This window comes from Pseudoxanthomonas sp. JBR18, from assembly GCF_028198165.1.
Taxonomy (GTDB): Bacteria; Pseudomonadota; Gammaproteobacteria; order Xanthomonadales; family Xanthomonadaceae; genus Pseudoxanthomonas_A.
The window spans coordinates 2,471,612-2,485,841 of record NZ_CP116339.1; the positions used below are offsets into that span (position 1 = coordinate 2,471,612).

Sequence of the window (14,230 nt, forward strand, 5' to 3'; positions counted from 1 at the left end):
GGCGGCTCCAGTGGGTCAGGCGCTGCGGGTGGCGATGGCAGGCGGGATGGCGGCGGCGCGACGGGCCGGGTAGAGCACCGCCAGCTGGCCCAGCACCCATAGCGCCAGCGCGCCGACGGGCAGGTAGGCCAGCGGCAGGCGCGGCAGTTCGTAATGGCGCATCAGCAGCTGGTTCAGGGCGAAGGCCAGCACCATGCCCAGGGCAATGCCCAGGGTGACCAGCAGGAAGTTCTCGGTCTGGAAATAGCCCAGGATCTGCCCGCGTGTGGCCCCCAGCGCGCGGCGCACGCCGATCTGGCGCGTGCGCTGGCCTACCCAGAAGCTGGCCAGCCCGACGATGCCCAGCGCGGTGACCACCAGCAGCGCCACGCACAGGGTGATCAGCAGGCCCATCATGTCGCGGTCGTTGCTGAAGTAGTCGGCGCGACGCTCGTCGAAGGTCTGGTTCTGCATCACCAAGCGGCTCGGATCGACGCGGTTGACGGCGTCCACCGCATCGCGCAGAACCTGCGCGCGGCGCGCCGGGTCGCTCACGCGCAGCACATAGAGCCCGCCCTGGTCGTAATGCTTGCGCAGCGGCATCAGCATCGAATAGCTGGTGTTGCCATTCCAGTTGTTGGGCCGGCGCAGCTGCTCGACCACCCCGACGATGATCAGCGGGATGTTGGCCATGTACACCTGACGCCCGACGGCGGCTTGTCCGGGGAAGAGTTTTTCGGCAGTGGCCTTGGTCACGATCAGCGGCATGGTCTTCAGTGGCATGCCGTTGTGGGTACCCAGCTGGTCCATCAACTCGGACCAGTTCATGAACTCATCCGGCCTGAAGTCGCGCCCGGCCGCCAGCCGTAGACCCAGCGTACGCAGCGTGCCCTCGTCGCCCACGTACATCGCCGCACTCAGGGTCGGGGTGGGCTGGTCGGGGCGAGTGCCCAGCGAGGAGTTGTTGGAGCCATAACGGAACGGCAGCTGGTCGACCATTGCCACGCTGGTCACCCCCGGCACGGCGCGCAGCGCGGCCAGGTCTTCCTGCGCCCTGGCATCGGCGTTGACCTGCTTGCCCACCCCACTGAGCGAGAGGACCACCAGCTCGTGTTCGGCCACACCGCTGGTCTGGTGCAGCGACTCCCAGCGCTGGCCGACGATGAACAAGGCGTTGCAGATGATCGCGCAGGTCAGCGCGATCTCCACCACGATCAGGGCCGCGGCGGTCTTGTGCCGGCGCAGGGTCGACAGGATCGGTCGGATTTCCATCAGGCAGTCCTCCGGTTACTGGGTCTTGAGCTGGACGGCGGGGGTGATCTGCATGGCCCGCCAGGCCGGCAGCAGGCCCGCCAGGACGCTGGCCACCAGCGCCAGGACGAAGGTCAGCAGGAGCATGCTCGCGTCCAGGTGGGCAAGCGCGGCGTACTGGGTGGGACGATGGCGCACGGCCCACAGGCCCAGTTCAGCCAGGCCCAGGCCCAGCACGCCACCACTCAGGCCCACGGTTCCCGCCTCGACCAGGCACTGCTTGAAGATCTCCACGCGGCTGGCCCCAAGGGCACGGCGCACGCCGATCTCGCCGCTGCGGCGCAGGAACTTGGCCAGCAGCAGGCCCACCGTGTTGACCAGGCACACCAGCAGGAAGCCCAGCGCCAGCCACAGCTGCAGGCGCACATCGCCGGGCACGGCCTGGTTGAAATCCAGCCAGTCCATGACATCGCGCAGGCGCACATTGGGCGGGCGCTGGTAGCGGCCGGCATCGTGCTGCTGCTGCGAGTACTGGGTCAGGTAGGTGCGGTAGTCGTCGGCCTGTCCCGCGCTGGCCAGTTCCACCCAGTACTGGATCCAGGCGCAGGACGCCTCGCGCTCGGTGCCGTCCACCGTGGCCTCCTGCCCATAGCAGTTCATGCTGCCCGAGCGCGACTGCTTGAGGCCGATGGCGGTCTGGAACGGCTCGAAGACCTGCTCCTCGGTGCCGTAGGTGCTCAGGTTGAGGTCGTAGAACAGCGGCTTGGGGCTCCAGTGATCGATCACCCCGACGATGCGGAAGTCATGACCATCCAGGCGCAGGGTGCGACCGGTGCTGTCCGCGCCGCCGAACAGCTTGTCGTTGAGGCGCCTGGCGATCACCACCAGCCGGGCCTGGCCTTCGTCCTCGGCCGCCGACCAGGCGTGCCCATAGAGGAAGGGCACATCGAACATCGCAAAGAAGTCCCGCGTCGTGTAGCGCGCATCCAGCATGAAGGGCTTGAGCGCGCCGCCGGCCGGTTCGACCGTCACGCTGCCGCCGGACATCATCGCCTGGCGCTGCCCGCGCGCCTGCTGCAGTAGCGTCTCCGCATCGTGTCGGTTGAGATCGGCCTGGGGCTCGTCGCCCGGCGTGTAGCCGGCCAGCAGCTCCGGATCGAGCTGCACGTGGAACAGGCGGGTGCTCTTGGCCGGGATCGGGTCGCCCGACAGCACGTGGTACACGGTGAGCATCGTCATCGACGCGCCAATGCCCAGCGCGATGGCCAGCACCATCAGCGCGGTGAGCACCTTGTTGCGGCGGAAGCTGCGCAGGGCCAGTTGACAGTAGTAGGCGAACATCGGCGTGCTCCGGTAGTCAGGTGCTGCGAGTGGCGACAACGGGGGGGATGGCGGCCGCGCGCAGGGCCGGGCCGAGCACGGCCAGCTGGCCCAGCAACCACATCGCCACCACGGCGATGAGCACCGGGACGGCGCTGAGGCGTTCAAGCTCGAAGCGCTGCATCAGCCACTGGTTCAGGGCGAAGGCCAGCAACGCCCCCGCCACCACGCCGGCGCCCACGATCAGGAAGTTCTCGATCTGGAAGTAACGCAGGATGTCGGTGCGCGTGGCGCCCAGCGCACGACGGATGCCGATCTGCCGGGTGCGCTGCTGTACCCAGAAGCTCGCCAACCCACCCACGCCCAGCGCGGTCACGGTCAACAGGATCACCATGATCCCGGCCAGCATGCGATTGAGCGCGGTGTCGCCGCGAAAGGTGTCCTCGCGCAGCTGGGCCATGGTCTTGACCATCTGCTGCACGTGGCCCGGGTTGGCCTGCTGCAGCGCCTTGGCCGCCAGCGGCAGCACCTGTGCCAGCTGTCCAGGCTGGCTGCGCAGCATGTAGCCCCCGCCCAGGCCTTCGCCGGCCACCTTGAATTCGGTCACGACCGCCATCGCATCGTCGGGATGGCCGGTAATGGCCGCCCGCAGCGGCGCAATGACGCCAACCACGCGCAGGCTGATCGGCGTCCCCCACATGTTGGTGTACAGCACCTTGCCCAGCGCGGATTGCGTGGGGTACAGCTGCTCGGCCAGTGCCTGGGTCAGCAGCGCCGGGAACTGGCGCGTGTCGGCCGAGCCGCCCGACGTATCGCCGAACGTCGACATGAGCCCGGGAAGCTCGGCGTCCTGGAGATCGCGTCCCTGGATGACCCGCGTGCCCAGCGTGCGATTCAGCCCCTGGCTGCCGTTGAGCAGATACGGGCGTGCCAGGGGCTGCTCGGCATCGGGCGAGGCGAACAGCGCGGCGCGGTCCACACGCCACAGCGGAGGCGCGCCAAACGCCGCGGCCGCCACGCCGGGCACCGACTGCAGCGTGGCCAGGTTGCTGCCGGCCGTGCCGGGGTTGTCCTCGCCGATGACGCCGATGCTCTGGATCACCGCGATGTCGGCCTCGTCCGTGCCGGTGGGCGTGCGGGCGCGCTGCAGGTTGCCGGCCACGATGAACATCAAATTGCACAGCACCGCCAGGGTCAGGGCGATTTCCAGCGCCAACAGCAGCGCGGCGGCGCGGTGGCTGCGCAGCGCGCGCACGATGGGGCGGATCGAATCGATCGGGCTCATAGCGACTTCACCTGGAGGGCGGGGGCGATACGCGCCGCTCTCCACGCTGGCCACACGCCGGCCGCGAGTGCGGCGACCATGGCAGTGAGCAGGGCGAAGCCCAGCATCGGCGCGTCCAGCCCAACCTGCGCGGCATAGGGCACCGGTTGCTGGCGCACCATCCACAGGCCCAGCCAGGCCAGCGGCGCGCCCAGCAGCCCGCCGGCCAGGCCGATCAGCCCGGCCTCGACCAGGCACTGGATGAACACCGCGCGGCGGCTGGCACCCAGCGCGCGACGCACGCCAACTTCGCCGGCCTTGCGGCTGAACTTGGACACCAGCAGCCCGACCGCGTTGACCAGGCACACCAGCAGCACGCCCAATGCGATCCATGCCTGCATACGCACCAAACTTGGCACCACGCGCTTGTAATCAAGCCACTCCAGCAGCCCGCGCACACGCACATTGGGTGCGCGCTGGAAGCGGCCCAGCTGATGTTGCTGCGCGCTGTAGTTCTCCAGGCGCTGCCGATAGGCGGCGACCTGGGTCGCATCGTCCAACTGCACCCAGAATTGGGCCCAGGTGCAGTTGGGCGCCTTGGGATCGTGGGTGCCATCGCCGTGGTCCCAGCAGGCCATTGGTCCGTAGCCGTAGTCCTGGGGCAGGTCCAGCCAAGTGAAGAACGGCATGTACAGCTTGGCTGGTTCGCTGAAGGCGCCCGAGCCCAGGTCGTAGAAGCGCGGCTGTGGGTTCCAGTCCTCCACCACGCCGACCACGCGGAACACCTTGGTGGCGATCACCAACGTGCGGCCCACGCTGTCGGCCCCGCCGAACAGCGTGTCGTTGAGCGAGCGGGTCAGCACCACCACCAGCGCGCGCTGTTCGTCATCGGCCTGCGACCAACCGGTGCCGTAGACGAAGGGCACGCCGAACATGGCGAACATGTCCGCCGTGGTCGCCCGCGTATCCATCATCGCCAGCGCACTGCCTGGTGCGTCGGCGCGGGTGGGCAGCCAGTTGGTGCTGGTCAGCACACGCCGAGTGGCGCCGGGCAACGCGTAGAGATTGACCGCGTCCTGCCAGGTCAGATCGTCCGGTGGCTCGGGATCGGCCCCGGGCAACCGCGCCGGGCGCGGATCGACCTGCGGATGGAACAGCACCGCGCTGCGTGTGGGCAGCGGATTGCCAGACAGGTTATGCAGGACGGTAAGCATGGTCATGGACGCGCCAATGCCCAGCGCAATGGCCAGCACCATCAGCGCGGTGAGCACTCTGTGCCGGCGGAAGCTGCGCAGGGCGAGATGGCAGTAGTAGGCGAGCATGCGGCAGTCCTTCGCTCAGGTGCTGCGAGTGGCGACAACAGGGGGGATGGCGGCCGCGCGCAGGGCCGGCCCGAGGACGGCCAGTTGGCCGACGATCCACAGCAGCAGCGCACCGATGGGGAGGTAGGACACGGGCAGGCGCGCCAGCTCGAAGTAGCGCATCAGCAGTTGATTGCCGCCGTAGGCCAGCAGCATGCCCAGGACGATGCCGCCGCTGGCCAGCAGGAAGTTCTCGGTCTGGAAGTAACGCAGGATGTCCGTGCGCGTGGCGCCCAAGGCGCGACGGATGCCGATCTGCTTGGTGCGCTGGGCCACCCAGAAGCTGGCCAGGCCGACGATGCCCAGCGCGGTGACCAGCAGCATCGCGGCGATGACGGCGACCAGCAGGCCGGCCATGGTGCGGTCGGTCTGGAAGTACCGCTCACGCAGCTGCACGAGCGGTGCGCTTGCCGCCTGGTCGATGACGGCCTCGGGCACCGCGCGGGCCGCGGCTGCCTTGGCCGCCGCCAGCACGCGGGGCAGGTCGAGCGGATCGGCACGCAGGACGAACAGGCCGCGCTGGACGTAGGCGCCCTGCCAGGCATCGGGCGCGATCGGGACGATGATCGACCACTCCGCGCTGACCACGCCGTTCTCACTGCGCCCCGGGTCCGGACGTGCGAAGTGCGCCAGGACTCCGGCCACGCGGAAGTGAAACTGGGCCAGCCAGAACTCGCGTCCCAGTGGGTCCTGCCCGGGCCACAGGTGTTCGGCCAGCGCGCGGGTGATCCACACCTGCGAGTCGGCCGGGAAGAAGCCCTCCGAACCCTGGTAGTCGGCCGGCGTGAAGTTCCGCCCGGCGACCACTTTCAGCCCCAGCGTGTCTGTCGCGCCCCGGGTGAAGGCATAGAAGTGCGGCACGCCGGCGAACTGCTTGCATTCGCTGTCCAGGCAGATCCCGGCGTTGCCGGTGGGTTCGCCGAACGGGACGGTGTTGACCATCGCCGCCGACTGAAGACCCGGCACCGACTGCAGCGCCTGCATCACCCGGCCCTGCAGATCGGCAGCGTTGCATTCCTCGCAGCCGCGCAGCTTGAGCGTCGCTAGCGAGGCTTCGTCCACGCCACTGTCGATGCGCATCAGGTCCAGGCGCGAGCTGACCAGGAAAAACGCATTGCACAGCACCGCGCAGGCCAGCGCAATTTCCAGGGTGATCAGCATCGCGGCGATGCGATGCCGGGCCAGCGCGGAGAGGATCGGTCCGATGGTCATGGGCACCCCTACAGACTCTTGAGCTGGATGGCTGGCGCGATGCGGCTGGCGCGCATGGCCGGGAACAGGCCGGCGCCCAGACTGGCGACCAGCGCCAGGGCGAAGGTGGCCGCGAACATCGCCACGTCCAGATGGATCAGGGGGGCGTATTCGACCGGCTGCAGGCGCACCGCCCACAGCCCAGCCAGGGTCAGCAGCAGCCCCAGTACCCCACCGGCCAGGCCGATCACCACCGCCTCGGTAAGCAGCTGGCCGAACACCGCGCCACGGCTGGCGCCCAGCGCGCGGCGCACACCGATCTCGCCGCCGCGACGCAAAAACTTGGCCAGCAGCAGGCCCACGGTGTTGAACAGGCAGATGGCCAGGAAAGCGACCGCCAGCCAGCTCTGCAGGCGCACGTCGCGCGGCACCACCCGGTTGAAGTCCAGCCATCCCATCAGGCTGCGCAGGCGAGTGCGGTCGACGTGGGCGATGCGCCCCAGGGTGTGTTGCTGGGCAACGTAACCGTCCAGGAAGCGGCGGTAGGCGGCCACCTTGTCGGCGTCGTCTAACTGCACCCACAACTGCAGCCAGACGCAGGGAGACTGTCTCAGATAGCCGGGGATCGAGGGCACCTCCCAGCAAGTCATGGGCTGAAAGTGACCGTCGTTGATGTCCAGTCCTGTGGAGAGCGGCGCCAGCACATCGGCCGGCTTGGCGTAATACCCGGCGGTATCGCCCTGGGCGAAGCGACCGCCGGCCACCGAGTAGTACTGCGGAGAAGGCCGCCACGGTGCCAGCACGCCAACTATGCGCAGATCCGCGTCGCGCACGTGCAGGATGCGGCCGACGCTGTCGCCCCCGCCGAAGAGCTTGTCGTTGAGATCAGCGGAGATCACCGCCACCCGTGCATGCCGGTCGTCGTCCTCGGCGGTCCAGCCGGCGCCGTGCGCGAAGGGCACATTGAACATCGGGAAGAAGTCCGCGTGCGTGGACAGCATCGTGGACATCAGCGCATTGGTGCCGCTATCGGCGGCGCGCAGCTTGATCTCGCTGTTTACCACTAGCGCCTGGCGATCGGCACGCTGGGCGCGCCACAGGTCCATCGCCGAGGTGTAGTCGAGCATGTCGAACGGTTCGGTGTTCTGCACGCCTGCCGGCGAGGCATCCACCTGCGGATAGAAGATGTGCTGGCTGCGCCCCGGCAGCGGATCGCCCGAAAGCAGGTGCATCACCGTCAGCGTGGTCATCGCCGCGCCGATGCCGACCGCGATGGACAGCACCATCAACCCGGTCAGCACCGGGTTGCGGCGCAGGCCGCGCAGGGCCAGTTGCAGGTAGTAGGCGAACATGGTCGCTGGCGCCTCCTTGCCGGGGTGGCGGTCAGGCCTGGGCCGAGGTGCGTTCGGCGGCGGACATCAGCCCGGCTTCGCGCACCAGGTCGGTGGCCTGGCCATCGACGATGTGCACGTTGCGCTGGGCGCGGGCGGCCAGCTCTGGGTCGTGGGTCACCATGACGATGGTGCTGCCGGCGGCGTTGATCTCTTCCAGCAGTTCCATCACGCCGCGGGCCATCTGCGAGTCCAGGTTGCCGGTCGGTTCGTCGGCCAGCAGCAGGCGCGGGCTGCCGGCCAGGGCGCGGGCGATGGCGGCGCGCTGCTGCTGACCGCCGGAAAGTTCGGCCGGGTAGTGCTTCATGCGCGAGCCCAGGCCCACGCGCTCCAGCGACTCGGTGATGCGCTGCTTGCGCTCGGCCGCGGCCATGCCGCGATAGCGCAGCGGCACGTCGACGTTGTCGAACAGGTTGAGGTCGGGGATCAGGTTGAAGCTCTGGAAGATGAAGCCGATCTTCTGGTTGCGCAGCTTGCTGCGCGCGTTGTCCGACAGGTTGGACACATCCTCGCCATCGAGCTTGTAGGTGCCGGAGGTGAAGGTTTCCAGCAGGCCGGCGATGTTGAGGAAGGTGGTCTTGCCCGAACCGGACGGACCGGTGACGGCGACGAATTCGCCTTCCTTCACGTGCAGGTCGAGCGAGCGCAGGGCGTGGGTCTGCACCTGCTCGGTGCGGAAGACCTTGGAGACGGTGTGCATGTCGAGCATGGGAGTGTCCTTGTCAGTGATGCGGGTGGCGGGGATGACGGTGAGGCAGGGGCTGTTTGTGGGAGCCGCCACGGCGGCGACGGGGCTTTGCCGGTCAAGCCCTTCGCCGCCATGGCGGCTCCCACGTCAGTGGATGGTCACGCGCTCGGCGTCGCCGAACTGGTCGGCCCCGGAGACGACCACGCGGTCGCCTTCCTTCAGGCCGGAGAGCACTTCGGTTTCCGACAGGCTCGACACGCCCAACTGCACCGGCTGGCGCACCGCGCTGGAGCCGTCCATGACGTAGGCGTAGCGCCCGCCGGACTGCTCGACGAACGGACCGCGCTCGACCTTGAGTACGTTCTTGCGGGTATCGAGCAGGATGCGTGCGCTCATGCGCTGGCTCTGGCGCAGGCCCGGCGGCTGCTTGCCATCGAAGCGCACGCGCGCGGTGACCTCGCCGGACACGACCTCGGGCGAAACTGCCGAGATCTTGCCCGGATAGGGTTGGCCGCTGCCGGTGGTCAGCTGCGCGGGCACGCCGATGGCCAGGTCGCGGGCGAAGCTCTCCGGCACCTTGATCTCGACCTCGAACTCGCTCAGGTCCACCACGCTCAGGATCGGCGCGTTGATCGCCACGTTGGTTCCCTGGGCGATCTGCACCTGGCCGACCTGGCCATCGAAGGGCGCGCGCATGGTTAGTGCGTCGACCTGGCGCTGCAGCTCTTCCACCACCGCATGCTGGCGCTGGGCCAGCAGCTGCTTGTTGCGTGCTTCCAGCTGCGCGGCCTGCTGCTTGAGCGCGGCATCCTGCTGGGCGTGGCCCAACTCGATCTCGGCCTTCTTCAGCGTGTCCTGTGCCTTGGCGAGGTCGACCTGCGGCAGGGCCCCGGCATCGAAGGCGCGCTGGTAGCGTTCCACGTCACGTGCGGCGGCCTGGCGGTCGATCTTGCCCTGGTCCACCAGCTTGCCGGCGTCCGAGCGCGCCTGGGAGACATCCAGCGTGGCGCGGCTGGCTTCGGCCTGCATGCCGGCCAGGGTGGATTCCTCCTGGGCCAGCTTGCTGCGCAGCTCGGGCGAGTCGATCACCGCCAGCGGCTGGTCCTGCTTGACCACATCGCCGGCCACCACCTTGAGCGTGACCGTGCCGCCGGCGATGGCGTAGAGCGTGGGGCTGTTGGCGGTGATGACGCGGCCGTCGGCGGCGAGGTCGCGGACCAGGTCGCCGCGGGTGACGGTGGCGATACGCACGCGGCTGGCATCGAACGAGCGTCCACCGGACATCCAGCCGCTGACCACCCAGCCCAGCGCCACCAGCACGACCAGCGCGGCGCCGCCGATCAGGCCCCAGCGCTTCCAGTGGGCGCCGCGCCCGGTCTCGACCACGATGTCCTGGGCGGCGGTGTCACGGATGCGGAAGGGGGAGTCGTTCTGCATATCGGGGGGCTGCGTGGCGGAGTTCAACGAGAGCTGAAGCAGATCGCGTGCCAATCGCAAGTGATTGAAAAACAAAGGTGTCCGTCTGCGGACACTGTCCGCCCGGACAGTTCCGGCGTCCGCCCGGACAGCCCGCCGCCCGCCCACTCCTGTAGAGCGGAGCTCGCTCCGCTGCCTTGCGGTCCGGTCGCCAGGAAACCCCCCGCAGCCGTAGAGCCGAGCTTGCTCCGCTGCCTTTCGGCCGGATCCCCAGGAAAGCCCCCGCAGCCGTAGAGCGGAGCTTGCTCCGCTGCTCTCCGTCCGGTCATCGGGGAAGCTTCAGCGGAGCGAGCTCCGCTCTACATGGGCATTACGGGGAAGCTCCAGCGGAGCGAGCTCCGCTCTTATCTGCTGTGGATCTGTCAGGTTAGGTGTCGAGCGCCGGCGTGGGCCACCGTCTCCGCTCTGGATCTGACGATCGCTTTGTAGCCTGGTGCCCACGCCGGAAGCTCCCTTGATCCGCCCGAACAGTTGCCCGAGCCGACACTCGGATGGATAAGACTGGGCAAGCGGGGGAGTGCTCGACCCTTCCAGCCTAACGGAGATGCGCCATGCACGGGATCGGGATCGATGTGAGCAAGGCCACCTTGGAGGTGGCCGTCTACCATGGCCCTTGGCGGCAGTTCGACAACACCGTCGCCGGTCATCGCAAACTGGCCGCTTGGCTCAAGCCCCTGGCCGTGCGCCGGGTGGTGTTGGAGCCCACCGGCGGCTATGAGCAGCAGGTGCTCGATGCCCTGCATGCAGCAGGCCTGCCGGTGGTGCGGGCTAACGCGCGCCAGGTCCGTGACTTTGCCCGGGCCACCGGACAACTGGCCAAGACCGATCGGTTGGATGCGGCCGTGCTGGCTCAGATCGCCCAGGTCCTTGATCTGCCGCTTTATCAGCCGGCGCATCCATGGCAGCGCCGGCTGGCCGAGTATGTGCAGAGCCGTCGTCAGGTCGTCCAGATGCTGGTCAGCGCCGAACAACAGCTGGGTTGGGTCAAGGACCGCCAGCTACGCGGTGCGTTGCAGGCCAATGTCCTCCAACTCACCAAGAGCAAGGCCTTTCTGGATCAGCAGATTGCCCAACAGGTGCGCCAGCAGCCACAACTGGAGGCGATCCAGACGCTCAAGGGCGTGGGGCCGGTGTTGTTGGCGGTCCTGGCCAGCGAGCTTCCTGAACTGGGCAGGCTCGATGGCAAGGCCATTGCCAAGCTGGTCGGGGTGGCGCCACTGGCACGCGACAGCGGCACCCTGCGCGGCACCCGCAGCATCTGGGGTGGCCGCGCTGACATCCGCCAGGCCCTGTACATGTCGGCCCTGTCGGCTTTGCGCTACGAGCCGCGTCTACGCCAGTTCTACCAATCCCTGCGTGCTCGCGGCAAAGCGGCCAAGGTGGCCATCGTGGCGGTCATGCGCAAGATGCTGGTGATCCTCAATGCGCGTGCACGCGACGCCTGGAGCGTGCTGCCGGCGGGGGAGTGAGGAAGACAGTTGCTACATGGGCATTACGAGAAAGCCCCAGCGGAGCGGCTCCGCTCTACAGGGGCGTTACGGGGAAGCCTCAGCGGAGCGAGCTCCGCTCTACAGGGCCCTCCACCGAGGGCCCGGCTACACTTACGCGGTTATCCCTGTTCGTTCGAAGGAAGTGCTCCATGTGCGGCATCGTTGGCGCGATCGCGGATCGCGATGTGGTCCCTGTCCTGATCGAGGGCCTCAAGCGCCTGGAGTATCGCGGCTACGATTCGGCGGGGATCGCCGTGGTCGCCGGCGATGACGTGCGCCGCGTGCGCCGCACCGGCCGGGTGGCCGAGATGGAGGCCGCCGCGCAGGCCGAGCACTTCAGCGCCACCCTGGGCATCGGCCATACCCGCTGGGCCACCCACGGCGGAGTGACCGAGGCCAACGCCCACCCGCACATCAGCCACGGCGCGCTGGCGCTGGTCCACAACGGCATCATCGAAAACCACGAGGCCCAGCGCGAGCAGCTGGCCGCGCTGGGTTACAGCTTCGAGTCGCAGACCGATACCGAGGTCATCGCCCACCTGATCCACCATCACCAGCGCCAGGGCCTGGATCTGCTGGGCGCGCTGCAGGCCGCGGTGAAGGAACTCACTGGCGCCTACGCGCTGGCCGTGGTGTCCAAGGACGAGCCCGGGCGCCTGGTCGCCGCGCGCATGGGCTGCCCCTTGCTGGTCGGGCTGGGCGAGGGCGAGAACTTCGTCGCCTCCGATGTCTCGGCCATCATCCAGGCCACACGCCGGGTGATCTTCCTGGAGGAAGGCGACACGGTCGATGTCAGCCGTGAATCGGTCGCCGTGTTCGATGCCGGCGATGCTCGCATCGAGCGCGAGGTGCATGTCTCGGACGTGTCGCTGGCCTCGCTGGAGCTGGGCCCGTATCGCCACTTCATGCAGAAGGAAATCCACGAGCAGCCGCGCGCCATCGCCGACACCATCGAGGCGGCCGTGGATGCCAATGGCTTCCCGGCCACACTGTTCGGCCAGCACGCCGAACGCGTGCTGCGCGACATCGAAGGCGTGCAGATCCTGGCCTGCGGCACCAGCTATTACGCCGGCATGACCGCGCGTTACTGGATCGAGGCCATCGCCGGGCTGCCGTGCAATGTGGAGATCGCCAGCGAGTACCGCTATCGCGCCGCCTACGCCAACCCGAAGCACCTGGTGGTCACCATCTCCCAGTCCGGCGAAACCCTGGACACAATGGAGGCGCTGAAATACGCCAAGTCGCTGGGCCACCTGCATACGCTGTCGATCTGCAACGTGCCCGAGAGCGCCATCCCGCGCGCCAGCGAGCTGGTCTGCTACACCCGCGCCGGCGCCGAGATCGGCGTGGCCTCGACCAAGGCCTTCACCACCCAGCTGGCGGCGCTGTTCCAACTGGCCGTGGTGCTGGGCAAGCTGCACGGCAAGGTCGATGACGCGGCCGAGGCCCAGTACCTGGACGAGCTGCGCCACCTGCCCGGCAGCGTGCAGCACGCGCTCAACCTGGAGCCGCAGATCGCCGCCTGGGCCGAACGCTTCGCGCCCAAGGAAAACGCGCTGTTCCTCGGTCGCGGCCTGAGCTATCCCATCGCGCTGGAAGGCGCGCTCAAGCTCAAGGAAATCTCCTACATCCATGCCGAGGCCTATCCGGCGGGCGAGCTGAAGCATGGTCCGCTGGCGCTGGTGGACGACACCATCCCGGTGGTGTTCATCGCGCCCAACGACCGCCTGCTGGAGAAGGTCAAGTCCAACATGCAGGAAGTGCGTGCCCGTGGCGGCGAGTTGTTCGTGTTCGCCGACCAGGACAGCCACTTCAGCGAGTCGGCGGGCGTGCACGTGATCCGCACGCCGCGGCATACCGGCGTGCTGTCGCCGGTGGTGCACACCATCCCGGTGCAGCTGCTGGCGTATCACACCGCGCTGGCGCGCGGCACCGACGTGGACAAGCCACGCAACCTGGCCAAGGCGGTGACGGTCGAGTAGGCGTCGCAGCGCGTGCCGCACGATCCATTGAGCCTGCTGTTGGTGTGCGCCGTCCTGGTGCTGGCGGGCTGGGTGAAAGGCGTCGCCGGCATGGGTCTGCCAGCGGTGGGCATGGCCGCGCTGGGATTGATGATGTCGCCCGTGCAGGCGGCCACGCTGATGGTCGTCCCGCTGGTATTGACCAATGTCTGGCAGGCGTTCTCTGGCCCGGCGCTGGGCGCGCTGGTGCGCCGGTTGGCCTGGATGCTGGTCGGGATCGTGGCCGGCACCTGCGCCGGGATCGGCCTGCTGACCGCGCGCGGCTCGCCCTGGCCGGGGTTTGCGCTGGGTCTGGCGCTTGCCGCCTATGGCGTGGTCGGCCTGTGGTTGCCGCCGTTGTCGCTGCCGCAGCGCGCAGCGCGCTGGGCCGCGCCGGTGGTGGGGGCGTGCACCGGGGTGCTGTGCGGCGCGACCGGGGTCTTCAGCGTGCCGCTGGTGCCTTATCTGACGGCGCTGGGGCTGGGCCGCGACGCCCTGATCCAGGCCATGGGCCTGTCCTTCCTGGTGTGCAGCGCCACGCTCGGGGCCGCGCTGGCGGTCCGTGGACATTACCCGGGTGGCGTGGCCTGGCAGTCGTGCTTGGCGGTGCTGCCCGCCCTGGCGGGCGTGGCCCTGGGCCAGCGCACCCGCCAGCGCATGGATCCGGCGCGATTCCGCTTCTGGTTCTTCGTGTCGCTGGTCCTGGTCGGTGGCTTCATGGCGGTGCGCGCGCTCGTGTAGCGCGGAGCCCGCTCCGCTGCCCGTTCCCGTCCGTCTGTGCGGAAAGCCCGGCGGACCCCGGTCCGCTCGACGGTGAAG

General features: G+C 68.5%; 11 protein-coding genes. 3 read left to right on the forward strand and 8 right to left on the reverse strand.

Annotation, left to right across the window (positions count from 1 at the left end; genetic code table 11):
• Window positions 1-15: 15 nt before the first annotated feature.
• The 8 genes from PJ250_RS11090 to PJ250_RS11125 form a co-directional block, all read right to left on the reverse strand.
• Complete coding sequence (locus PJ250_RS11090; RefSeq protein WP_271644602.1) at window positions 16-1,251, reverse strand: ABC transporter permease; 1,236 nt, start codon at window positions 1,249-1,251, stop codon at window positions 16-18.
• 15 nt (window positions 1,252-1,266) lie between these two features.
• Window positions 1,267-2,571: an ABC transporter permease gene (locus tag PJ250_RS11095; protein WP_271644603.1), complete on the reverse strand. Its 1,305-nt coding sequence runs from the start codon at window positions 2,569-2,571 to the stop codon at window positions 1,267-1,269.
• 16 nt (window positions 2,572-2,587) lie between these two features.
• Window positions 2,588-3,835 (reverse strand): ABC transporter permease, encoded by a 1,248-nt coding sequence (locus PJ250_RS11100; RefSeq protein ID WP_271644605.1) that lies wholly within the window; start codon window positions 3,833-3,835, stop codon window positions 2,588-2,590.
• Window positions 3,832-5,136 carry an ABC transporter permease gene (locus PJ250_RS11105; RefSeq protein WP_271644607.1) on the reverse strand — a complete coding sequence of 435 codons (1,305 nt, stop codon included), beginning with the start codon at window positions 5,134-5,136 and terminating at the stop codon, window positions 3,832-3,834. Before PJ250_RS11105 ends, PJ250_RS11100 begins: the two co-directional genes overlap by 4 nt.
• Window positions 5,137-5,151: 15 nt before the next feature.
• Window positions 5,152-6,387: an ABC transporter permease gene (locus PJ250_RS11110; RefSeq protein ID WP_271644609.1), complete on the reverse strand. Its 1,236-nt coding sequence runs from the start codon at window positions 6,385-6,387 to the stop codon at window positions 5,152-5,154.
• A gap of 8 nt (window positions 6,388-6,395) precedes the next feature.
• A complete protein-coding gene (locus PJ250_RS11115) occupies window positions 6,396-7,718 on the reverse strand; it encodes an ABC transporter permease (protein ID WP_271644611.1) in 1,323 nt (440 codons plus the stop codon).
• 31 nt (window positions 7,719-7,749) lie between these two features.
• Entirely contained in the window at window positions 7,750-8,466 is a 717-nt protein-coding gene (locus PJ250_RS11120; RefSeq protein ID WP_271644613.1) for an ABC transporter ATP-binding protein, read from the reverse strand.
• Between the two features lie 126 nt (window positions 8,467-8,592).
• Complete coding sequence (locus PJ250_RS11125) at window positions 8,593-9,882, reverse strand: efflux RND transporter periplasmic adaptor subunit (RefSeq protein WP_271644614.1); 1,290 nt, start codon at window positions 9,880-9,882, stop codon at window positions 8,593-8,595.
• Window positions 9,883-10,472: 590 nt separating this feature from the next.
• On the opposite strand from PJ250_RS11125, the gene PJ250_RS11130 reads away from it, so the two are divergent.
• The 3 genes from PJ250_RS11130 (at window position 10,473) to PJ250_RS11140 (ending at window position 14,152) form a co-directional block, all read left to right on the forward strand.
• On the forward strand, window positions 10,473-11,390 hold the full coding sequence (locus tag PJ250_RS11130) for an IS110 family RNA-guided transposase (RefSeq protein ID WP_271644615.1): 918 nt from the start codon (window positions 10,473-10,475) through the stop codon (window positions 11,388-11,390).
• Window positions 11,391-11,560: 170 nt separating this feature from the next.
• On the forward strand, window positions 11,561-13,393 hold the full coding sequence (glmS, locus tag PJ250_RS11135; RefSeq protein ID WP_271644616.1) for a glutamine--fructose-6-phosphate transaminase (isomerizing): 1,833 nt from the start codon (window positions 11,561-11,563) through the stop codon (window positions 13,391-13,393).
• Between the two features lie 12 nt (window positions 13,394-13,405).
• The gene (locus PJ250_RS11140) at window positions 13,406-14,152 is read left to right on the forward strand and encodes a sulfite exporter TauE/SafE family protein (protein WP_271644617.1); all 747 of its coding nucleotides are present in this window, start codon (window positions 13,406-13,408) and stop codon (window positions 14,150-14,152) included.
• The last annotated feature ends 78 nt before the right edge of the window (window positions 14,153-14,230 follow it).

Bases quoted from the DNA above. Each gene is read 5' to 3' on its own strand.
- PJ250_RS11090 (WP_271644602.1), bottom strand. From the start codon at position 1,251: ATGGAAATCCGACCGATCCTGTCGACCCTGCGCCGGCACAAGACCGCC.
- PJ250_RS11095 (WP_271644603.1), bottom strand. From the start codon at position 2,571: ATGTTCGCCTACTACTGTCAACTGGCCCTGCGCAGCTTCCGCCGCAAC.
- PJ250_RS11100 (WP_271644605.1), bottom strand. From the start codon at position 3,835: ATGAGCCCGATCGATTCGATCCGCCCCATCGTGCGCGCGCTGCGCAGC.
- PJ250_RS11105 (WP_271644607.1), bottom strand. From the start codon at position 5,136: ATGCTCGCCTACTACTGCCATCTCGCCCTGCGCAGCTTCCGCCGGCAC.
- PJ250_RS11110 (WP_271644609.1), bottom strand. From the start codon at position 6,387: ATGACCATCGGACCGATCCTCTCCGCGCTGGCCCGGCATCGCATCGCC.
- PJ250_RS11115 (WP_271644611.1), bottom strand. From the start codon at position 7,718: ATGTTCGCCTACTACCTGCAACTGGCCCTGCGCGGCCTGCGCCGCAAC.
- PJ250_RS11120 (WP_271644613.1), bottom strand. From the start codon at position 8,466: ATGCTCGACATGCACACCGTCTCCAAGGTCTTCCGCACCGAGCAGGTG.
- PJ250_RS11125 (WP_271644614.1), bottom strand. From the start codon at position 9,882: ATGCAGAACGACTCCCCCTTCCGCATCCGTGACACCGCCGCCCAGGAC.
- PJ250_RS11130 (WP_271644615.1), top strand. From the start codon at position 10,473: ATGCACGGGATCGGGATCGATGTGAGCAAGGCCACCTTGGAGGTGGCC.
- glmS (WP_271644616.1), top strand. From the start codon at position 11,561: ATGTGCGGCATCGTTGGCGCGATCGCGGATCGCGATGTGGTCCCTGTC.